This is a genomic window from Haematobacter genomosp. 1 (assembly GCF_002196855.1).
GTDB lineage: Bacteria > Pseudomonadota > Alphaproteobacteria > Rhodobacterales > Rhodobacteraceae > Haematobacter.
In genome coordinates this window covers 1-19,247 of record NZ_NIPW01000047.1, presented here as the reverse complement: position 1 = coordinate 19,247, position 19,247 = coordinate 1, and the positions used below count along the sequence as shown (strand labels likewise).

Annotated in this window: 22 protein-coding genes and 2 pseudogenes; 12 read left to right on the top strand and 12 right to left on the bottom strand. The window is 60.9% G+C overall.

Annotated features, from left to right (window positions below):
• Positions 1–228 precede the first annotated feature (228 nt).
• Positions 229–498, top strand: a pseudogene (locus CDV49_RS18275) (heavy metal translocating P-type ATPase); the annotation flags it as partial.
• Positions 499–541: 43 nt separating this feature from the next.
• Positions 542–1,024: a Cu(I)-responsive transcriptional regulator gene (cueR, locus tag CDV49_RS18270; RefSeq protein WP_084684281.1), complete on the top strand. Its 483-nt coding sequence runs from the start codon at positions 542–544 to the stop codon at positions 1,022–1,024.
• Positions 1,025–1,122: 98 nt separating this feature from the next.
• Here cueR and CDV49_RS18265 read toward each other — a convergent pair whose 3' ends face one another.
• On the bottom strand, positions 1,123–1,983 hold the full coding sequence (locus CDV49_RS18265) for a LysR family transcriptional regulator (protein WP_211253717.1): 861 nt from the start codon (positions 1,981–1,983) through the stop codon (positions 1,123–1,125).
• Positions 1,984–2,139: 156 nt separating this feature from the next.
• On the opposite strand from CDV49_RS18265, the gene CDV49_RS18260 reads away from it, so the two are divergent.
• Entirely contained in the window at positions 2,140–2,859 is a 720-nt protein-coding gene (locus CDV49_RS18260) for a putative quinol monooxygenase (RefSeq protein ID WP_035715144.1), read from the top strand.
• Between the two features lie 275 nt (positions 2,860–3,134).
• Here CDV49_RS18260 and CDV49_RS18255 read toward each other — a convergent pair whose 3' ends face one another.
• The 3 genes from CDV49_RS18255 to CDV49_RS18245 form a co-directional block, all read right to left on the bottom strand.
• Positions 3,135–3,509: a helix-turn-helix domain-containing protein gene (locus tag CDV49_RS18255; RefSeq protein WP_169743207.1), complete on the bottom strand. Its 375-nt coding sequence runs from the start codon at positions 3,507–3,509 to the stop codon at positions 3,135–3,137.
• Between the two features lie 272 nt (positions 3,510–3,781).
• Entirely contained in the window at positions 3,782–4,243 is a 462-nt protein-coding gene (locus CDV49_RS18250; protein ID WP_176408622.1) for a hypothetical protein, read from the bottom strand.
• A 53-nt stretch (positions 4,244–4,296) separates the two neighbouring features.
• Positions 4,297–4,614, bottom strand: a complete 318-nt coding sequence (locus CDV49_RS18245; protein ID WP_035715141.1) for an H-NS histone family protein — start codon at positions 4,612–4,614, stop codon at positions 4,297–4,299.
• Between the two features lie 635 nt (positions 4,615–5,249).
• Between CDV49_RS18245 and CDV49_RS18235 the strand changes: the two genes are divergently transcribed.
• The 3 genes from CDV49_RS18235 (at position 5,250) to CDV49_RS20560 (ending at position 6,927) form a co-directional block, all read left to right on the top strand.
• Positions 5,250–6,446 (top strand): hypothetical protein, encoded by a 1,197-nt coding sequence (locus CDV49_RS18235; RefSeq protein WP_035715137.1) that lies wholly within the window; start codon positions 5,250–5,252, stop codon positions 6,444–6,446.
• Between the two features lie 144 nt (positions 6,447–6,590).
• Positions 6,591–6,791: a hypothetical protein gene (locus CDV49_RS18230; protein WP_035715135.1), complete on the top strand. Its 201-nt coding sequence runs from the start codon at positions 6,591–6,593 to the stop codon at positions 6,789–6,791.
• A complete protein-coding gene (locus tag CDV49_RS20560) occupies positions 6,784–6,927 on the top strand; it encodes a hypothetical protein (protein ID WP_156969594.1) in 144 nt (47 codons plus the stop codon). The genes CDV49_RS18230 and CDV49_RS20560 overlap by 8 nt, the downstream gene beginning before the upstream one ends.
• Positions 6,928–7,211: 284 nt before the next feature.
• Here CDV49_RS20560 and CDV49_RS18225 read toward each other — a convergent pair whose 3' ends face one another.
• Genes CDV49_RS18225 through CDV49_RS18215 form a run of 3 tightly spaced genes read right to left on the bottom strand, consistent with a single transcriptional unit; the run spans position 7,212 to position 8,798 of the window.
• Entirely contained in the window at positions 7,212–7,715 is a 504-nt protein-coding gene (locus CDV49_RS18225) for a DUF305 domain-containing protein (protein WP_035715132.1), read from the bottom strand.
• A gap of 22 nt (positions 7,716–7,737) precedes the next feature.
• Positions 7,738–8,505 (bottom strand): glutaredoxin family protein, encoded by a 768-nt coding sequence (locus CDV49_RS18220; RefSeq protein ID WP_035715129.1) that lies wholly within the window; start codon positions 8,503–8,505, stop codon positions 7,738–7,740.
• 17 nt (positions 8,506–8,522) lie between these two features.
• Positions 8,523–8,798 carry a metal-sensitive transcriptional regulator gene (locus CDV49_RS18215; protein ID WP_035715126.1) on the bottom strand — a complete coding sequence of 92 codons (276 nt, stop codon included), beginning with the start codon at positions 8,796–8,798 and terminating at the stop codon, positions 8,523–8,525.
• A 200-nt stretch (positions 8,799–8,998) separates the two neighbouring features.
• Between CDV49_RS18215 and CDV49_RS21030 the strand changes: the two genes are divergently transcribed.
• The gene (locus tag CDV49_RS21030; protein WP_276946786.1) at positions 8,999–9,298 is read left to right on the top strand and encodes a ClbS/DfsB family four-helix bundle protein; all 300 of its coding nucleotides are present in this window, start codon (positions 8,999–9,001) and stop codon (positions 9,296–9,298) included.
• Positions 9,299–9,320: 22 nt separating this feature from the next.
• Entirely contained in the window at positions 9,321–9,506 is a 186-nt protein-coding gene (locus tag CDV49_RS21025) for a ClbS/DfsB family four-helix bundle protein (RefSeq protein ID WP_276946787.1), read from the top strand.
• Positions 9,507–9,576: 70 nt separating this feature from the next.
• On the opposite strand, the gene CDV49_RS18205 is transcribed toward CDV49_RS21025, so the two are convergent.
• The 4 genes from CDV49_RS18205 to CDV49_RS18190 form a co-directional block, all read right to left on the bottom strand.
• Entirely contained in the window at positions 9,577–9,855 is a 279-nt protein-coding gene (locus CDV49_RS18205) for an HU family DNA-binding protein (protein ID WP_020952657.1), read from the bottom strand.
• Positions 9,856–9,937: 82 nt separating this feature from the next.
• Entirely contained in the window at positions 9,938–10,459 is a 522-nt protein-coding gene (locus CDV49_RS18200; protein WP_035715123.1) for a hypothetical protein, read from the bottom strand.
• Between the two features lie 131 nt (positions 10,460–10,590).
• The gene (locus CDV49_RS18195) at positions 10,591–10,869 is read right to left on the bottom strand and encodes a hypothetical protein (RefSeq protein ID WP_035715120.1); all 279 of its coding nucleotides are present in this window, start codon (positions 10,867–10,869) and stop codon (positions 10,591–10,593) included.
• Between the two features lie 70 nt (positions 10,870–10,939).
• Complete coding sequence (locus tag CDV49_RS18190; RefSeq protein WP_035715118.1) at positions 10,940–11,389, bottom strand: universal stress protein; 450 nt, start codon at positions 11,387–11,389, stop codon at positions 10,940–10,942.
• Positions 11,390–11,625: 236 nt separating this feature from the next.
• Here CDV49_RS18190 and CDV49_RS18185 point away from each other — a divergent pair, with 236 nt between their 5' ends.
• The 3 genes and pseudogenes from CDV49_RS18185 (at position 11,626) to CDV49_RS18175 (ending at position 16,126) form a co-directional block, all read left to right on the top strand.
• Complete coding sequence (locus CDV49_RS18185; RefSeq protein ID WP_035715115.1) at positions 11,626–13,785, top strand: ParB/RepB/Spo0J family partition protein; 2,160 nt, start codon at positions 11,626–11,628, stop codon at positions 13,783–13,785.
• 175 nt (positions 13,786–13,960) lie between these two features.
• Positions 13,961–15,103 (top strand): annotated as a pseudogene (locus CDV49_RS18180) (SulP family inorganic anion transporter); the annotation flags it as partial.
• A 12-nt stretch (positions 15,104–15,115) separates the two neighbouring features.
• The gene (locus CDV49_RS18175; RefSeq protein WP_035715113.1) at positions 15,116–16,126 is read left to right on the top strand and encodes an Ldh family oxidoreductase; all 1,011 of its coding nucleotides are present in this window, start codon (positions 15,116–15,118) and stop codon (positions 16,124–16,126) included.
• Positions 16,127–16,419: 293 nt separating this feature from the next.
• On the opposite strand, the gene CDV49_RS18170 is transcribed toward CDV49_RS18175, so the two are convergent.
• The gene (locus CDV49_RS18170; protein WP_035715112.1) at positions 16,420–17,457 is read right to left on the bottom strand and encodes an aldo/keto reductase; all 1,038 of its coding nucleotides are present in this window, start codon (positions 17,455–17,457) and stop codon (positions 16,420–16,422) included.
• A 176-nt stretch (positions 17,458–17,633) separates the two neighbouring features.
• Here CDV49_RS18170 and CDV49_RS18165 point away from each other — a divergent pair, with 176 nt between their 5' ends.
• Positions 17,634–18,533 (top strand): AraC family transcriptional regulator, encoded by a 900-nt coding sequence (locus CDV49_RS18165; protein WP_035715154.1) that lies wholly within the window; start codon positions 17,634–17,636, stop codon positions 18,531–18,533.
• The last annotated feature ends 714 nt before the right edge of the window (positions 18,534–19,247 follow it).

The following is a 19,247-nucleotide window of genomic DNA, read 5'->3' as shown; positions in this document are numbered from 1 at the left end:
CGTCATCAAGCTCGCGCATCACCAGAAGGCCGCCGTCGGAACTGAGCTGCGTGCCGCGAAATTCCAGCCGCACGCGAGGGTCGAAATCCACCCGATCTGCCCGTTGCAAGCCCGCACCCTCTGGGTGATCCATGAAACGCGCCCATCGCAGCCTTCAACACCATGTTTTATATAGGAAATGTAATGGTCAGGACAGCGAAATCAGCGCCTTACTTGGGAAATGTGGGGTCTGGCAGTCTTCAGGGGGTTCCCAACGCCATCGCGCTCTCCAAGGCGACGATCGGGAATATCCGCCAAAATCTGTTCTGGGCTTTCGCATACAATGCAGCTTTGATTCCTGTTGCAGCGGGAGTCCTCTATCCCGCATGGGGGATCTTGCTCTCGCCCGTGCTCGCCGCCGGCGCAATGGCGCTTTCGAGTGTCTTCGTCTTGGGAAATGCACTTCGCCTGCGTCGCTATGCACCTCCAACTGGCCAGCGCGTGACAGGGAAAATATAATGGCCTTCGTAACCTGGCATCTATCGGCCGAAAGGAGTGCGTGATGAACATTGGTCAGGCTGCCGAAGCTTCGGGCGTGAGCGCCAAGATGATCCGCTATTATGAGCAGACGGGTCTGATCAGGGCTGCGGATCGGAAAAGCTCAGGTTACCGCGACTATTCGGAACAGGATGTTCATGTTCTGCAATTCATCCGAAAATCTCGAGATCTTGGGTTTTCGGTCACGGAAATAGCAGAACTTCTGCAACTTTGGCAGGATCGGAGCCGCCATAGCGCGGATGTAAAAAGGATCGCGCTGATCCAGATTGAACGCCTCAACTCGAAAGTTCAGGAGCTGAAGCAAATGGCAGCTACCCTTGAGAAGCTCGCGTCCTGCTGCTCGGGTGATAACCGGCCTGACTGCCCCATTCTCGAAGGCCTTGAAAAAGCGAGCCCACCGCTTTCGCAAGAGACTCCATCTCTTAAGCATCGCGGTGCCGTTGAGGCACTAAATCAACCAAAAGCATCTTTTCAGGGCAATAGTTGATGAATATCTGTTGCGATCGCAGAATATTTTATTTATCAGGTCACTGAAGTACCAGTTAATGTACTATGCGCGAATGTCGGCCATCAATGATAGTACACCTACGCACGCGCAATCTCACGGATCAGATCATTTGTCTCTGGTCTCGTCGTTTGGTGCCGATAACGAAGAGCAGAAACAGTTCGCGAAATTTCAAGGCCGTCGATGGGTATCGAAACGAGGCCACTGTCTGCTGGAATTGCCGTGGTTGGCAAAATCACCGCGCCTAATCCCTGCCGCGCGAGTTCGACTAACCAATCCACGCGATTTGACCGATAGGCCGCGTAGAGTTCGTGACCCTGGTCTGCACATGTCCGATGCAACGCATCGCGCATTTCGCAATTGGGTCGATCGAGCATGTCAGTTTCAGCGAGTGTCGAAAGAGAAACAGCGCCCCGTTCAGACAACGGGTGCGACTTGGACACCACAACCTTGTAGGACTCGTCATAGAGCTGGTCTATTCGATAGAGGTCTTCGCTGACCGTCGCCGCTGTGACAACGACATCAAATTCACCCTCTCGCAATCCGGCCAGAAGCTTGGAGGCAGACGCCACGATCAACTCTATTTCGGCTTGCGGCAATCGTGTACGGAAGCGTTCCACGGCGGCTGAAATCCGGTTGTGACCAATCGTTTCGCCAACACCGACAGAAATAGGAACCCGCTCTAGTCGCGCGTGGCGGACGGCTTCTGCCTTAGCTGCCTGCGTTTCGTGATACGCTTTCTGTAGTCTTGGCTGCATGAGTTTTCCGAGTGCCGTCAACCTGCATCCCGCGCGGTCCCTGACAAACAGATCACCCCCGAGCTCGTGTTCAAGTTTCTTGATCGCGGTCGTCAGGGACGGTTGGGAAACATTTGAGGCGCTGGCGGCATGGGTGAAGTTGCGATGCTGGCAGACAGCCAAAAAATACCTGATCTGGTTCATCTCCACTGCCACGGTCTCCGTCACTTTCCGCCATGAAGTTCACCATAGCACATGTCTATCAAAGAATAGAAGTTCGGGATTGGTGTCTGAGGCACTCGGCATGAGAAAAGGGTGCATCGAAACCAACCACGACGACCTGTCGATCAGGAGGCGACCATGAAAGCCCAAATTCTCAAGACACTCGCCGCTTTGGCCTTGATCACGACATCTGCACTCGCACAGGAAGCCCCAATGGAAAATCGCACTGCCAGCTACATCGCCATGCCCGCCGCTGAAGGCCAGACCGAAGCATTCGCCAAATTTCTGGCCGGAGCCGCCCCGATTGTCGCGGACAACGAACCAGGCACCGTGCTTTGGTTTGCCTTGCAAGCCGAAGATACGCTCGCGATCTTTGATATCTTCGTGGATGAAGAAGCGCGCAATGCGCATTTCTCCGGCGCTGTGGCCGCGGCTTTGAACCAAAATGCCGAGGCGCTGGTCGCCGGGGGCTGGGACGATGGTGTTGTCGCGAATATCAACAATTCCGATGTCCTGTCGATGAGGGAACCGGTTGATCTCAACTCGGCCACGACAGCCACGTATATCACGCTCGAAGCAGCACCCGGCAAAGGGCCGGAACTGGCCGCCTTGCTGACCGCAGCTGGTCCCATCGTCGGAGAAACCGAACCCGGCACATTGTTCTGGGCGGCGCTGCAGATTGACGAAACATCCTTCGCAATCTTCGACATCTTCGCCAACAATGCTGGCCGTGAAGCACACTTTGCCGGTCAAGTCGCCGGGCTGCTGAAGGAACGGGCAGCGGAGTTGGTCGCTGGCGGGTGGGACGACGGTGTGGTCGCTAACGTCCACAACTTCGACATCCTCGCCATCAAGTAACGCGATGTGACAGGAACAGGAGACGCCTGGTGCAACGCATCAGGCGCTTTGCCGAACGAATTTAGATTCACCGTGAAGCGGTCGTTCGAGTAACTGCAGCGAATTAGCGCTTTGTTCGCATTGCTGACCTCCATCCTTTGCGCAGCGACAGTCCGCTCTCGGCCCATCATGGCTCTTGACGTCAAGAATTAGAGTGCTGTGACGAGCCGCTGTGTCGGCTCGTTGACCATAGCAAACCAAGGCGTGCATGGGCTGCTGCGTCCAATCCGCCCATGTCAGCTCGTGGCCGCTGTGCCCTCGATGAGGTTCAGGAATGCCGACCTGATTTCCTCTGGCAGCGCAAAATATGCCTTAAGAAGTCTATGACGCTCGCCGAGCCGTTGCGGGGGCAAAAATCTTGATAGCTCTCCTTGGCCGTCGGGCGAGTTTAGCATCTCCAGGATCGTTTGCGGGTCTACTTCGAGCGCATTGGCGATCCTTACCAGTCGGTAAATTGTTAGGCTGTTTCGGCCGCTTTCGTGTTTTTGCAGTTGTTGATAGCTGATACCGATTTCCGAGGCGACATCTGCCAGTGACAGGCCGCGTCTTGTCCGCAGCGCCTTCAGCCTGTCCCCGAGTTGCCTGTCAAAACCATCCAGATCGCCGTCCAACTCGGCCCACCCTATACCGGACAGAAGCGAATGCTGCGGTACGCCCCCGCAATCGCTTCCTGACCCATGATCGGGGAGTTGGAAAACCGAACCTGTCCGGTCCCTATGACCTTTAGCACCGGAGCGCCTGGACATACGTCACAGGCTCCCCGACCGCATGGTCAAGGAATCGGCGCCGTTTCGGCCGACGCCAATACCGACAGGTTCAGAGGTTTCCACGCCCCAGGGACGACGCGTGGCGTCCCCAAGGGCAGTGTATCGGTTTCAGGGGGTTAGGAGCAAGATGTTGCGTTGCTCGGTTCCATAGCGCTCTGGTCAGGCGCTAGGGTCTTCGGTCGCGGGGGCAACTGGCGCATCAGGCCCGAGCGCCTCGTGCGTTTTCGACCTGCAAGGTTCCAGTCGTGCCTGGGTTCATCCCAGTTTTGGGTCGAGGTGAGCTGTCGGTCCAGGTAGTCGCGAAACTCTTGTTCGCCGACCCGCAACTTGAATGTGTAGAGCCGATTGACGATTTCGCGCATCAAGTCGCGCATTTCGTCATCGCTGATCCTGGAAACCTCCGACCATGGGATTTGTCGGCCGTTGGCGTCCGTCACGAGCACATCAGAATAGTCCCCTGTATGGCTGACCACTCCCGGGCCTGCATGCAGGGTTTCAAGACACGTATTCCGAACACAGATCAGCGTCATCGCCTTGGACATGACCGAGGCAATCTTGCGCACAAGGTCGTTGGTCATGGCTTCCTCGTCTCGCAATGCGAGCCAGGGCCTGTCGTTCCCCGCCCTGTTGATCAGATAGCGAAATCTTCGAGCGATTTTCCGGAGGCCAGCGCGTCACCGATCCAGCCCGGTTTGCGTCCCCGCCCGGACCAGGTCAGTTCCGGGTTTTCTGGATGACGATATTTCGCTACCGAGGGAGAGCGTTGGCGCGCGGTTGCCGCATCGGCAAGTTCCTCGAACGAATAACCGAGTTCGCGGGCCAACTCATCGACCCTGGCGCGGGCCTCGGCTTTGCGGCGATCTTCAAAGGAGGTGATCGCCTTGGCGACTGACTTTTCCATTTGTTTCAGTTCGCTCAGCGAAAGCGCGTCGAAGTTGATATCGGTCATCAAGGTCCACTTTGTTCTGCAACATTGATAGGGCAGCGTGCAGTGATGGGCAATTCCCCTTTCGGGGACATGGTCAGACATGGTTGCGTGCTCTAATGCTGCCGCATGAGCAGAAGAAGACAGTCTCTGCCTTCCAAGCGCGTCACTGCGCTGCGATCGGTACCTTGGCCTCGGAAACGAGCGGGTAGTCGTAACCGGCCTCTACAGTTTTTGTCTGTGATGGGCGGTGCGTTGTTGCTGGGTTTTATGGCGGTGGAGCGCTTTCCCGCGCATCTCGGCGCGCTGCCTGAATTGACAGCCCGTCGTGTGATTGAGGGGCCTGTCAGTCATATTTGCGATGGCGACACAATTGAGGTGGCGGGCACGCCCGTTCGGTTCGGGTCGTTGGACTGTGCTGAGCGCGGAACAGTGCGAGGCGATGCGGCTACCAGGTGCACTAGCTACGACCGCAGCATCGGGCTGTGCACTTTGCTCGATGGGCGTGACGTGGCCGCACAGATGATCCGGAAAGGATTGTGAGACCGATACTGGTAACGGCAGTCCTGTCGGCTCCAGAGTGAGAGAGCGGGTGGTTTGCCCGTGACGGGTCCGGGCTGGGGGAGAGGCCTCCGGCGGCCCGTCGCGGAGTGACTGTCATGAACAAATTGCAGATTCTGGAACCCGCGCGACCGCCGCGCGGCGGCTATAAGGTGGATGTCAGCCGGGGTGAGCGCAACGGCCGGGTGTCATCCGAATGGTTCAACCGGCCCGATGATGAGCGCTATCTCTCGCTTGATGACCTCTGGGCCTCGGTCAAGGCTCGCTCGGAGCGCAGCACGTCGCGCATTGTCGAGACGGCGAAGATCCATGTCGAGGCCAGCCGCGACAATGCCGAGCGGCTGCAGTTGATCCTGCCGAAGGCGGATGCGCCGTTGGCGCCGACCCATTGGGCCTTTGGTCAGCTTGCCAGCCTGGTCGGGGCGCCGGCGTCGTATCTGCGCCAGCTGCCGGCCCCGCTGGCCGGGATCAATCTGCAGTATGGCCTCTCGGGTCACCGTGCCGAGCAGATCAAGACCTTCGAAACCGAAGACGGCAGGACTGAGCTACGCGCGGTGACCGGCCCAGATTATGGCCGGATCTATGATCATGAGCTGGTCGAGGCCGTGCAACGTATCGCGGGCAATGGCACCGGCGACACGCGGTGGAAGGTGCCGGGCACGCTCGACTGGTCGACCGGCGTCTATAATCCGGACGTCGACATCACCCGCGACACGACCACGCTCTATGCCTCGGATCGCGATGTGTTCCTCTTCCTCGTAGACGATCACAATCCCATCGAGGCGGGCAAGCTGCCCGATGGATCGCCGGATCTCTACTTCCGCGGCTTCTATTGCTGGAACTCGGAGGTCGGGGCCAAGACCCTTGGCATTGCCAGTTTCTATCTACGCGCCGTGTGCCAGAACCGGAACATCTGGGGTCAGGAAGAATTCCAGGAGATCACCATCCGCCACTCGAAATATGCTGCCTCGCGGTTCGCGCATGAGGCTGCACCGGCGCTGACCCGCTTTGCCAATTCCTCACCCTCGGGGTTCATCAACGGGATCAAGGCGGCCCGCCAGCAGATCGTGGCCCGGACCGACGAGGACCGTGTAACCTTCCTGCGCAAGCGCGGGTTCTCGAAGCTGGAGGCGGGCAAGATCATCGACAAGGTCCTGGTCGAGGAGGGGCACCCGCCCGAGAGCATCTTCGACTTTGTTCAGGGGATTACCCGCCTCGCGAGGGACAAGACCCAACAGGACACCCGGCTTGAGCTGGAGGGCAAGGCCAAGAAGCTGCTGGAGCGCGCGGGCTGACACCAGTCGCGCACCCATTCGTCACATCATCACGCGGCAGCCCTACTGCTGGTCCTCGGTTGCCGCGTCCCTTCCCATTCCCGGCCCAAGCGCTCGCGGCGTCATAGAAGCGGGCAGTGGGCTACTCATTCCGGGAGACCCCTGATGCAAACCTTTGACGAAAAAGTGGATACCGCTGTCTATGCCGCCTTCATGGCGCTCGGCCTTCCGGTTGCCACGAATATGGAGCTGGCGATCCGGCTCAACGACTTCATCTCCCAAGAATTCCAATTCGTCGTGTCAGATGATGACGACAACGGGGGCGCAACGCTTGCCGGCGGGGCCGGAGGGCGGGCCGATGACTGAGCAGGAGCAAACCGTCATCCTTGAGGCGCGTGAGATTCTTGCGCGCTATTTCAACCAAAACCCGCTGCTGACCTCCTGGCAGGCTGTGCTGGACTATTGTGCCATCGCGGTTCACCTGGTGTCCGCCCCGAGATGAACAAAGGCAATTAGTGCTCTGCTTTCAATTCTGCCCCTCGATAGAAGAGGAGCACGTCCGTCAATTTTCTCATGCTCCAATTCCAAGATCGAAAGCGTACCTGCAGCACGGGTCAAGAGTTTTTTGCCGCTTATTCGGCCCTATGAAATCGGCCTGTCAATGGCACGTCTTGAGCCATTCGGCGCTTTGGTTCAAAGAGTAGTATCTAAGCCCATTTATGGATCGATCCGTTGCCCGCACCCGCTTGCTTCGTTCTCGACGCGCTAACAGCGAGGCCGCAGATCTTAAGCTCCTTGATCGAGGCGAGCCTTGATGGTCTCCATTTGTTCGATCTCGCTCCTTTGAGCCTCAATGATTTCTTCGCAAAGAGCCAGTAATTCAGCGTCGCTTAAAGAAGCTTCCCGGCACATGAGGATCGCGCCCGAGTGGTGCGGGATCATCGAATCGATGAATTGTTCGTCATCGATCAGGGTTTGGGCGCGTGTGGCGGCGAACGAACCGACTGTCAAGACGACGAAGACGGCGTAGAGGGCGACATTGAGTCCTTTTCGCGGAAACATGCCGGGCATCGTTGCCAGCATGAAGATGCCCATCGGCGCCCACATCGTCACGGCCATGTAGAACATATTGAGATTGTTGTGGAAGTCGTGAAGCCCGTCGATCATCGAGAACATCACAACGTACATAACGACCAGGCCGAGCGCCATGTTGATCCAGAACATCAAATAGGGGCGGCCAGCGCTGTCGTTGGTGTGCTCGTGCTTGCTTGTGTGGGACGGATGAGTCATCTCGTGGCTCCTTTGTTTTCGCTTAATGTCCGAGGCCGATGCCCATGGGCTTGAGTAGCATCCAGATCGCCATGCCAACCATCATCAGGTTCTCCGTTAGCGAGACGAAGCCGAGCGGCACATTGCTGTCACCGCCGACACAAGCGCATTTGAGTTCGCGCTTGTCGATATAGACCGCCTTGAAGACCGATATGGCTCCAACGGTGCCGATGAACAGGGCGACGGGGATCGACAGCCACATGAGCGCGCCGGCCATCATCAGGACGCCCGCCAGCGCTTCGGCGAATGGATAGACGTAGGAATAGCGCACCCAACGTTGCGCCAGGAGGTCGTAGTTCAGGAACATGGTGGCGAATCCCTCCACGTCCTTGAGCTTTTGCAGGGCAAGCAGACACATCGAGATGGCGATGAACCATTCCGCCGCCTCGACGGTGAGAAGGTTCCCGAACGCGGCCCAACTTGCCGCTAGCGCCATTAGCGCAGCCATCGCGAACAGCGCGATCACCGGCGTATAGGTGGTGGCGTCCTTGTCCTTTACCTCCTTGCCGAAGAAGGCGAGAAGATCGTCGTATCCGCCGATGCGCTTGCCGCCGATGAAGGTCTGCGGTGTGGTATCGACGCCGTGCTTTTTCTTGAAAGCATCAACCTCGGCACGAGACGTCAGCTTGTGGTCCTCGACCTGGTAGCCCTCCCGTTGCAGAAGGTCCAGCGATTTGAGCCCCCAGGGACAAGTATGTTCGGTCATGACCATTCGATGGAGTTCGGCATGTTTCGCGGTGGCGGCAGCCATTGCGGTTTCCTCCAGATTCAAAGCTTGGCCTTGGCGAAGATCTCGACCAGCTCGTTGAACTTCTTGCGCTGCTCGGCGGCATCGCCGGACGCAATCGCGTCTTCGACGCAGCAGGCGGCGTGGGATTTCAGGATTTCGGTTTCAACGATGGCCAGCGCGGCCTTGATCGCGTGGATCTGATGCAGGATGTCGATGCAATAGCGGCCGTCCGTGACCATCTGGCCGACGCCGCGCACCTGACCTTCGATCCGACTGAGCCTCGAGCGGAGAGCTTTGGCATTCTTCTGATCCATGAGCTACCGATACCCTATATGGGTATATCAAACACTTCAGCGTGGGCTTGGTTCCCTTCGTTCGCCAGGAACTCTTCCATCGTTGTGATTCCCGAAACATCATCATCTTGAGTTTATTCGTGTCGGGTTGACCTTCCAACGGTTGGAACCCTCATCTTAGAGGGCCAAGCGAAGGAGATGGACATGAAGATCAACACCGGATGGTGGTTCCAAGTACAAAAGCCGAGCTACTGGAGGCGATTGCGACGACATTTGATCGCCTCACCATCGATCTCGCGAGGGGTTCAACTGACCGTGCAAGGGAGGCATCACTCGCGGGGCACGCGGCGGGGACAATGATGAGCCCAGCCGATTTGGTAGCTTATCTGATCGAGTGGAACGATTTGGTGCTCAAGTGGCTGGATCGTGACGACCGGGGCGAGCCGGTCGATTTTCCCGAGGCCGGGTTCAAATGGAATGAACTCGGTCTGCTGGCCCAGAAGTTCTACCGGGGATCATGAGGCTTTGGATTGGGTCAGTCTGTTGGCACGCCTGACCGAGGCCAAGACCCGGCTGGTAAACACGATTTCCGCACGGTCCGACGCCGAACTCTACGGCGGGCCCTGGTATGGGAAATGGACGAAGGGCCGGATGATCCAGTTCAATACGTCTTCTCCCTACGCCAATGCGCGAGTCCGGATTCGGAAGTGGCTCAAGGAGAAGGGCTGAGAGCGATAAAGCTCTCTGCTACAAGGGGAAACCTGTCCATGCAGCAGAGGCGCCTGGTCTGCCTGTGGCCTCACGCCTTCAGCGCGTCTTTCACGGCCTTGGCAGGCGTAAAGGCCAGTTTCTTTGAGGCAGCAATGGTCACGGTTGCGCCGGTGGCCGGGTTGCGGCCTTCGCGTTCGGCGGTTTCCTTGACCTTGAACTTGCCAAAACCGGGGATCGAGGTTTCTTCACCGGCAATGGCGGCGTCGGTCACGGCTTTGAAGACCGCCTCGACAGCGGATTTGGCCTGAGCCTTGGTCAGGCCATTCTCTTCCGCGACTTTGGCGGCGATATCGTTGATCGTGGTCATAGGGGTCGCTCCTGTTAGATCCCGATGACCATGTCAGCTTTGGTGCGCGACCGGAATCGTCAATTTTTGGTCGCGCGGCCGTTCAAGCCGTTTCCTGCTTCTTTACTGCTGGCGGGGCTTCGGCGTGCACTGCCGCAGACGGTGCGTATTCACGCATGCGGCCTATGGTCTGCTGGCATGCCTCATCTGAGGCTTGCAGCGGGGTGCTCGCCAGTTGCCGGAGTGCGCCGATAGCCGCCTCCTTCGATATCGGCTTTCCTGCCCCGAGGGCGATTGTTCCGATCGGCTCGTTCGTCTGCATGAACATTTCCAACCAGGGGCCAACATAATCCGTGCCATTGCCGAGCGGTGAAGCCGCCGTTGGCTCCAGTTCATAGACCATCACGCATTCATCGCTCTTACCGTCTACGGTCGCCTGATAGCTGCCGAATGGGCGGCGCTCCAACATCCAGGACAGCGCGATCATCGGTGCGTTTTCCAGCGCCGCCGGGAGCTCTTCGGCTCTGTTGATCTGCTGCGGCAGCAGATCGGTGTCGAGGCTCCGCCATTGGCTGGTGGTCCCGGAGTAATATGCAAGCAGATAGCGCATTGTCAGCATGCCCATATGTTCTTGTTGTCGCTGGCATATTCGCCCGACCAGGAAGTAGGGAGCGCGTCTTCTGCTCGCAAGGATCTGCGGTGGACCTTGGGCGGGATGCCGCCCAAGGGTATGTCGTCTTGCCTGCACGTACGGCATTAACGCCGTGACAGCAGCCTGCCGAGCCATCCGCTTTTGCCGGTGGCATTGCGCACCTTTGACCGGGGCGACCTGGCAAGAACTTCGCGCCCCGCATCGGTCAGTTGGTAACGCTTTGCGCTTATGACCCTGAAGAGCCCGCGATCCGTCAGGCGCTCGGCGATCTGCTCTGTCTCCGCGTTCTCCTCCGACCCGATCAGCGACAGGATTCCCTCAGGCTTACCCTCCGCGTCGCACAGGAGGTCGAGCCATGAAGATGGCAGGTCATCGTCGGACAACGCAGGGCTCCGGAGATGGAGACGCGTCGGGCGCCGGGTCGATTTGCATCGCAGGCATCCCTGTCCGACCTCAGCGGACGACCAGCACCGGGACCGGGCTGTGTGCCAGAACTTCGGCGGTCTGGCTGCCGAGCAACAGACGACCAAGGCCACGCCGGCCGTGCGAGGACATGCAGATCAGGCTGCAATCCCGCACTTTCGCCGTCTCGACAATCGCCTCGGCAGGTTGGGCATTGGGGATATGCAGAACCTCGGCGACTACACCGATCTTGTCCGCAGCTTCCTTCGCAGTTCTCAGGATGCCATCGGCCAGTTCCTTCTGGCTTTCCTCGAACCCGCCGCTGACCTCGATGGGCGCGACCCATGCCCCGCCCGCGGCCGCTGCATAGATCGGGAAGGCTTCCGTGACGGTGACGATGGTCACCTTCGCGCCGAGGGTCTTGGCCAGCGTCAAGCCGTGGTCGAGTCCCTTGGCGGCGGTTTCCGATCCATCGGTGGAAATCAGGATGTGATGATACATTACCATTCCTTTTGGCGGACAGGGAAGATCTGGCGCATGGCGGGATCGTCTCACTGTTGCACAGGCCAGACCTCCGGCCAAGGAAATCCCGGACAAATCAATGCCCGAGACAGTCATCATGCTCTCAGGCGTTACCGATCTGGCGGGCAGGAGAGGGAGAGAGGGGAGGGGCGTTCCATGACGGGTTGGTAGCCGGAGAGAGGGTCTCCCCGGCGCCCGTCCTCGGAGTATCTGACATGGCCACTGCCGTTCAGAAGATCACCCTGTCGTCCTCGCGCGACATTCCCTTCAACAAGCTGGTGCTGAGCCAGTCCAACGTCCGCCGCGTCAAGGCTGGCGTCTCGGTCGATGAACTGGCCGAGTCCATCGCGCGGCGCGGGCTGATCCAGTCCCTGCACGTACGCCCGGTTCTGGGCGAGGATGGCACCGAGACCGGAATGTTCGAGGTGCCCGCTGGCGGCCGCCGCTTCCGGGCGCTGGAGGTGCTGGTGAAACAGAAGCGCCTCGCCAAAACCGCCCCGGTCCCCTGCATCGTGTCCGACGCAACCGACGATGTGCTCATCGACGAGGTCTCGCTCGCCGAGAACATCGAACGCGCACCGCTGCATCCCGTCGATCAGTTCCGCGCTTTTCAGGCCATGCGCGAGAAGGGCATGACCGAAGAAGCCATTGCCGCCGCCTTTTTCGTCGATGCCAAGGTGGTGAGACAGCGTCTGCGACTGGTCTCGGTCGCGCCGGCACTGCTCGAGATCTATGCCGAGGATGGCATGACGCTGGAGCAGCTGATGGCCTTCACCATCTCCTCCGACCACGAACGCCAGGTTCAGGTCTGGGATGCGGTGAAGGACAGCTGGTCGAAGGAGCCCTACAACATCCGCCGCCTGCTGACCGAAACCACGGTGCGGGCCTCCGACAAGCGCGTCACCTTTGTCGGCATCGAGGCCTATGAGGCGGCGGGTGGCTATGTGCTGCGCGATCTCTTCCAGCAGGACGATGGCGGCTGGCTGCAGGATCCGGTTTTGCTCGACCGGCTGGTGAACGAGAAGCTGAAGGCCGAGGCTGAGACCATCGCCGCCGAGGGCTGGAAATGGATCGAGGTCGCGGTCAGCTTTCCCTACAGCCATGCCTATGGCATGCGGCAGCTGATCGGCACCACGGTCGATCTGACCGAGGATGAACGCACCACCCGCGAGGCGCTGCGCGACGAGTACGACCGGCTCGAGGCCGAGTATGCGCAGGTCGATGAATACCCGGATGAGGTCGATGCCCGGCTGGGCGAGATCGAGAAAATCCTCGGCGCCTTCGAGATGCGGCCCATGATCTATGATGCGGCGCAGATGGCGCGGGCCGGGGTCTTCGTCAGCCTCGATGTCGACGGCACGCTGCTGATCGAGCGCGGCTATGTCCGCGCCGAGGATGAAGCACCGCTGGAGCAGGAGCCCGAGATTGTCGATCCCGAAACCGGCGAGGTGCGGCAGCGCGCCGAACCGGAGGGCCATCATCAGCGCGCGGTGATTACCCTCGGGGGCGAGCCGGCCACTGCGCTCGAGGAGGAGGAGGACGAAGGCGAGGCGATCAAGCCGTTGCCTGAACGCTTGGTGATCGAACTGACGGCGCATCGGACCCTGGCTTTGCGCGATGCTGTCGCCAGCAATCCGAGCGTCGCGATGACGGCGCTCTTGCACCGGCTGGTGCTCGACTGCTTCGGCATCCGCAGTTCCGGGAATGCGCTTCAAGCCCGCGTCAGCGAAGTGCATCTGTCGGTGCAGGCTCCGGATCTTGGCGACTCGATCCCGGCGCAGAGCATCGACGAGCGGCACGCGGCATGGCGGGCGGATATCCCGCTCGATGATGGCGACGATCGGCTCTGGGACTGGCTGCACGCTCTCGACGAGGCCAGCCGTCAGGCGCTGCTGGCACATTGCCTCAGCTTCGGGGTCAACGCCCTCTATGAGCGTCCGAACCCCTATGGCGGCAATGGCATCAGCCAGCATGGACTGGACCGGCGCATGCATGAGGCGGATCGTCTCGCGCGCGTGACCGGTCTCGACCTTGTTGAGACGGGCTGGAAGCCGACGGTCGCCAATTACCTTGGCCGCGTGACCAAGGCGCGCATTCTCGAGGCCGTGCGGGAAGGTGTGGGCGAAAGCGCTGCACAGCTGATCGACCATCTGAAGAAGGGCGAGATGGCGACGGAAGCCGAGCGGCTGCTGGCAGGTAGCGGCTGGTTGCCGGAGCCGCTGCGGATGGAGGCTCAGGATGCCATCGCAGATGCAGCGGATGCAGGTGGCGCCGAAGCGGAAACCTTGCCTGACTTCCTCACGGGCGACGGTGAGGACGATGAGCCCGTCGAAGACGAGGAGCAGGTGCCGGCGCAGAGCATCGCTGCAGAATGACCATTCACGAGGGCGGCAGTGGTCGCCCTCGCCACGATCCGCTCAAATCGGCCCGGTCCTTGTGACCGGGCCTTTCTTTTTTGCTTACGCCATTCGGTTATGAGGCATAGGGCGCTACCCCAACTGGGCTAAAAAATGCCGGTGCAGAAGCGCATATCCCCGGTTGGCGACGCAACGCTATGTGTCGAAATCGGTGATGACCGGCTTCGTCAACGCTTTGGCTATCCTGATCTTTCTGGCGCAGCTGCCGGAGCTGGATCCAACAAAAGTGCCGATGCTGACCTATCCACTGGTCGCGCTTGGCCTTGTCATCATCTACCTGTTTCCGCGCCTGACCACCGCCATTCCGTCCCCGCTTGTCACCATCATCGTGCTGACGGCGCTGGTGCTGGCGCTGGATCTTGATGTGCGCAACGTCGGCGATATGGGCGCGCTGCCCGACACATTGCCGGTTTTCCTGCTGCCCGATGTGCCGCTGAACCTTGAGACGCTGGGGATCATCGTCCCCTATGCGCTGGCGGTGGCCGTGGTCGGCCTTCTGGAAAGCCTGATGACCGCCAATCTGATTGACGAGATCACCGACACGAAATCCGACCGCAATCAGGAATGCATCGGTCAGGGGCTGGCGAATTTCGGCACCGGTTTCATCGGCGGCATGGCCGGTTGCGCGATGATCGGGCAGAGCATGATCAATGTGAAATCCGGCGGGCGCGGGAGGCTCTCGTGCGGTTTTGCCGGGGTGATGCTGCTGATTTTCTGTGTCAGCCTCGGCGATTGGGTCAGCCTGATCCCGATGCCTGCGCTGGTGGCGATCATGGTTATGGTGTCGATCGGGACGTTCTCCTGGGCCTCGCTCGGGAACCTGCGAACCCATCCCCGGTCAAGCTCGGTGGTGATGCTGGCCACGGTGGCGGTGGTGATCTGGACCCACAACCTCGCCATTGGCGTGGGGGTGGGCGTGCTGCTCTCTGGCCTCTTCTTCGCGGCCAAGATTGCGCAGCTTTTCCGGGTGACCTCCAGCGAAGACGGCGATACCCGCACCTACCGCGTCGAGGGGCAGTTGTTCTACGGCTCGGTCGAAGATTTCAGCGCCGCCTTCGATTACCGCGACCTACCCGCGCGGGTGGTGATTGACGTGACCCATGCGCATATCTGGGACATCTCGTCGGTGCAGGCACTGGAGGCGGCCGTCGCAAAGTTCCGCGCCGCCGGGGCGCAGGTCGAGGTCATCGGCATGAACACGGCCTCGGCCACGATTGTCGACCGGCTGGGGCAAAAGGACAGGGAAAGCGCGGGCGATATGCTCGCCCCGCAGTGAGGGAGGTGCATCATGTCTGACGAGATACGGATGTCCGAGGCAGAGATCCTCGCGCTGGCGCAGGACTTTCTGGTATCTCACGGGGTGTCGCAGCTGCAGGCGGCGGCCATGGCCGGGTTCCTGACGCGCGCGCAGCGTGACGGATGCCTGTCCCACGGTTTGCAACGACTGCCCGGAACGCGCGACACGATGGCCCATCCGGCATTCAACTTGGGGGCGGTTCCGGTGGTAACGCAGGTGACCCCGGCGGTTTTGCGCGTCGATGAGCGTTTCGGCTTCTCGGCCCTTGCGGCGCAGGCCGGCCTTCCCGCGCTGATCACCAGTGCGCGCAGTCTGGGCATCGCATTCCTGGCGGTCAACAACGGCTTTAACGCGACCGCGCTCTGGCCGTTGGTCGAGGAGATCGCGGCACAGGGTCTGGCTGCGATGTCGATGAACCCGACCCATGACTGGGTGGCCCCTGCGGGCGGCACGCGGCCAGTTCTGGGCACCAATCCACTGGCCTTCGCCTGGCCGCGGACCGGCGGCAAGGCCCCCTATGTGTTCGACTTTGCCACGACGGCCGCCGCGCGCGCAGATATCGCGATGCATCGGCAAATGGGCAGATCCATCCCCGAAGGCTGGGGACTGGATGCCGGGGGCCGGCCCACTACAGATCCGGCAGAGGTTCTGGCCGGGGCGATGCTGCCCTTCGGCGGACACAAAGGATCGGCGCTGGCCACGATGATTGAATTGCTGGCGGGCCCGCTGATTGGCGGCCGCACCAGTCGGGCCTCGGCGGCCTTTGATCAGGGGCACAACGCTGCACCCTGCCATGGCGAGCTGATCATTGCCTTCAATCCCGTTCTGCTGGCGGGGGACAAGGAGCAGGCCGAGGCAGAGCAGATGCTTGACGCGATTTCGGATCAGGGTGCCCGGCTGCCAGGCAGCCGCCGACATGCCACTCGGCAGCGGAACCTGCGCGATGGAATCCCTGTCAGCAGGGCATTGCTGGATCGCATCCGTGACATGATGCCGGGCTGACATTTCCCGCCTCGCCGGGCATGGGTATGATTGACCATGCGCCAGCCGACCCTGGCGCAGGCAATTGGCCCATCAGATAGACACGCGCGCCGAAACATCAAGCAAAGGCGCAAGCGGGATGCGGAGCGAAACGATCTTGCTTGGCGCCGGGGACGAAGAACTGGGCGCTTGCCAGCCCTGGATGCCGATGCGGTCGAGGCATGTTCGCGCCAAAGCCTCAACATCATCCGCTGGCTATGGGGGACAGGCAGAACAACGCCCCGCCGCAACTGTGGCGGGACGTTGCGCGCATATCAGCCTTTTTGCGGGGCGAAGGGTGCCCGATATTGCGATTGGCGCTCCAGCATCCAGCCCGGATACTCGGGTGGCAGTTTTGTCACGCTGTCGAGCGCGGCCAGATCCTCGGCGGTCAGCACCACCTCGGTCGAGCGGATATTGTCCTGCAACTGGTCGATCCGCTTGGCGCCGACGATCACGCTGGTCACCACCGGCTGGTGCAAGAGCCAGGCGAGGGCGACCTGTGCCACGGTGCAGCCTTTGGCCGATGCGATCCCGCGCATCACCGCAATGGCGGCATCGCCGCGCGCCAGATCCACGGGCGGGAAGTTGAAGCTCGCTCTCCGGCCGTCATTGGCGGTAGTGCCGCCGCTGTAATTACCCGACAGGAAGCCCCCGGCCAGCGGGCTCCAGACCATGAGCCCGAGGCCTTCGGCGCGCAGCATCGGCGCGATCTCGCGCTCCAGATCGCGGCCTACCAGAGTGTAATAGGCCTGAAGTGACAGGATCGGTGCCAGCTTCCGCGCCTCGGCGATGCCGATGGCCCTGACGATCTGCCAGGCCGCCCAGTTCGACAGGCCGATGTAGCGCACATGGCCTTGCCGCACGAGCGTGTCGAGCGCCTCCAACGTCTCGGCAATCGGTGTCACCGCGTCGAAGCCGTGGATCTGGTAGAGGTCGATATGGTCCATCTGCAAGCGCGAAAGGCTGGCCCTTGCTTGCGCCATGATGTGCGCGCGAGAGGCGCCTCGGGCGTTCAGGCCTTCGCCCATCGGACCCAGAACCTTGGTCGCGATCACCACATCGTCGCGGGGGATGCCGAGGTTGCGGATGGCCTGGCCGAGGATCCGCTCGCTCTCGCCGCCAGCGTAGACATTGGCGGTGTCGATGAAATTGATGCCGGCGTCAAAGGCCGCTCTGACCAGTGTGTCGGCCTCATCCTGCTGCAATTGGCCGATCTGGCCCCACATGCCGTCCGATCCGCCGAAGGTCATGGTGCCGAGGCAGAGTTCCGAGACCAGAAGGCCGCTCGGGCCGAGAGTGCGATACCGCATGGGCAGTTCCTTTCGCAGTGTGGGGCAGGGCCGGGAGCAGCGCTGCCGGTGCAGGGTGAAGATAGCGCTGTCCCATGCGGACCGGCGACGCGGATCCTCGCATATTCTTGCACGATCCTCTCATTCGGGTGGAATTCGGGATGCGTGCTGCCATGCTGCCGACTACATTGCAGGGCATGGAAACCAACGACCTCTTGCCGCTCAAGGACCTGATTGACCGCCAATGGCGCGCGCATGGCCGGGAAACCCCGGTCGATGGCCTGCTGCTGACCTCGGTCACGGCACCGACCGGCCCAATCCACGCTGTCTACCGCCCCTCGCTGTGCGTTGTGGTGCAGGGCGCCAAGACCAGCATGCTCGGCGATCGGGCCTATCGCTATGGTGAGGGGAAATGCCTGATCGCGTCGATGGATGTGCCGATCCGGGCCGAGATCACCCGTGCGACGCCGGAGCGCCCCTATCTGGCCTTCAGTCTCGCGCTGGACCCTGCGACGATCTCTGACCTTTTGCTGGAGCTGGGGAAGACGGAAGAGGCGCCCGCGGGCGCTGCGCTGGCGGTCCATGCCTTCGATCCGGAGCTGATCGATCCGCTCTGCCGATTGCTGCGTCTCTGCGCCCGGCCGCGTGACATTGAAATTCTTGCGCCGATGATCCGGCGCGAGATCACCTGGCTCCTGCTGAACGGGCTGATGGGACCGGCGCTGCGTCAGATCGGGCTGGCTGGCAGTCATATGGCGCGGATCGGTCGGGCCATTGCCTGCATCCGTGAGGGCTTTGCGGATCAGTTGAACGTGCGGGACCTTGCCGATATCGCGGGGATGAGCCCCGCCACATTCCACCGCCACTTCAAAGCCGTGACGGCGATGACGCCGGTGCAATACCAAAAGCAGTTGCGCCTGCAGGAGGCGCGTCGCCTGCTGTTGGCCGACGGCGCCGATGTTGCGCGGATCGGCTATGCCATCGGTTACGAAAGCCCGTCGCAGTTCAGCCGCGAGTATCGCCGCCTGTTCGGATCGCCGCCGGGACGGGATGGTCAGGAGATCCGACGAAGCCTCACTGCGCAGGTAGAGGCGTGAGAGATGTAAGGGGGTGCGGCACAACGGCAGTGCAACCGCCTCGGCCCCCGGCGAGTATCTAATCGCCATCTTTCTGATCGGCACTTTTCGTCAAAGCCGATTATGTCCATCGATCTGCAGCAACCGATCGAGAGCCGAGGCGCTCATCTTGACCTGTCATGCGGTTGGCTGTGGCCGCTTGCGCGCTGGCGAGGCCAAATGCCCCGGCCTTTTGATCCTGGACATTGGTTGGCGTTTTCCTCCGGTAGTTATGGGCGTGTATTGATCAGCCTTTCTCTCTTTCCGGCCTCTTTGATTGCGGGGTTCGCAGATCCGGGGCACGCTCTGATCGGGCTTCCAGCCCTGTCCCTCTTCCCGGTCGAGCGCGTGGTCGGCAGGTGACCGACCAGCGGGCCGGCCGGTATCCGATCTGGTGCGGGGCCTAGCGCGTGGCGGCAGGTCGGCGGGGAAGGGTGCGCACTCGCCTGTTCACAGTTGGGGTGATCATCGCCGGTGGTTGCCTGTCGGATCTTCCTGCCGGTTCCTTCAGGATCGCCGCGGTCTCCTGTCTCTCTGGGAGTGACGGGACCGCTCGCATGCGTCCTCTGTGATGGGCTGATCTGGCCGAAGACCAGCGCGCGGGCGCGCTTCGACGTCTCGGCGCAACAGCGTCGTTGACCTTTCTTCCCCTGGGCTTCGCCCATTCCTCGCGAGGCATATGTGGACACCCCCTTC

Coding starts and splice junctions, on each gene's coding strand:
- cueR (WP_084684281.1), top strand. CDS start 542: ATGAACATTGGTCAGGCTGCCGAAGCTTCGGGCGTGAGCGCCAAGATG.
- CDV49_RS18265 (WP_211253717.1), bottom strand. CDS start 1,983: ATGAACCAGATCAGGTATTTTTTGGCTGTCTGCCAGCATCGCAACTTC.
- CDV49_RS18260 (WP_035715144.1), top strand. CDS start 2,140: ATGAAAGCCCAAATTCTCAAGACACTCGCCGCTTTGGCCTTGATCACG.
- CDV49_RS18250 (WP_176408622.1), bottom strand. CDS start 4,243: ATGACCAACGACCTTGTGCGCAAGATTGCCTCGGTCATGTCCAAGGCG.
- CDV49_RS18245 (WP_035715141.1), bottom strand. CDS start 4,614: ATGACCGATATCAACTTCGACGCGCTTTCGCTGAGCGAACTGAAACAA.
- CDV49_RS18235 (WP_035715137.1), top strand. CDS start 5,250: ATGAACAAATTGCAGATTCTGGAACCCGCGCGACCGCCGCGCGGCGGC.
- CDV49_RS18230 (WP_035715135.1), top strand. CDS start 6,591: ATGCAAACCTTTGACGAAAAAGTGGATACCGCTGTCTATGCCGCCTTC.
- CDV49_RS20560 (WP_156969594.1), top strand. CDS start 6,784: ATGACTGAGCAGGAGCAAACCGTCATCCTTGAGGCGCGTGAGATTCTT.
- CDV49_RS18225 (WP_035715132.1), bottom strand. CDS start 7,715: ATGACTCATCCGTCCCACACAAGCAAGCACGAGCACACCAACGACAGC.
- CDV49_RS18220 (WP_035715129.1), bottom strand. CDS start 8,505: ATGGCTGCCGCCACCGCGAAACATGCCGAACTCCATCGAATGGTCATG.
- CDV49_RS18215 (WP_035715126.1), bottom strand. CDS start 8,798: ATGGATCAGAAGAATGCCAAAGCTCTCCGCTCGAGGCTCAGTCGGATC.
- CDV49_RS21030 (WP_276946786.1), top strand. CDS start 8,999: ATGGTGGTTCCAAGTACAAAAGCCGAGCTACTGGAGGCGATTGCGACG.
- CDV49_RS18205 (WP_020952657.1), bottom strand. CDS start 9,855: ATGACCACGATCAACGATATCGCCGCCAAAGTCGCGGAAGAGAATGGC.
- CDV49_RS18200 (WP_035715123.1), bottom strand. CDS start 10,459: ATGGGCATGCTGACAATGCGCTATCTGCTTGCATATTACTCCGGGACC.
- CDV49_RS18190 (WP_035715118.1), bottom strand. CDS start 11,389: ATGTATCATCACATCCTGATTTCCACCGATGGATCGGAAACCGCCGCC.
- CDV49_RS18185 (WP_035715115.1), top strand. CDS start 11,626: ATGGCCACTGCCGTTCAGAAGATCACCCTGTCGTCCTCGCGCGACATT.
- CDV49_RS18175 (WP_035715113.1), top strand. CDS start 15,116: ATGTCTGACGAGATACGGATGTCCGAGGCAGAGATCCTCGCGCTGGCG.
- CDV49_RS18170 (WP_035715112.1), bottom strand. CDS start 17,457: ATGCGGTATCGCACTCTCGGCCCGAGCGGCCTTCTGGTCTCGGAACTC.
- CDV49_RS18165 (WP_035715154.1), top strand. CDS start 17,634: ATGGAAACCAACGACCTCTTGCCGCTCAAGGACCTGATTGACCGCCAA.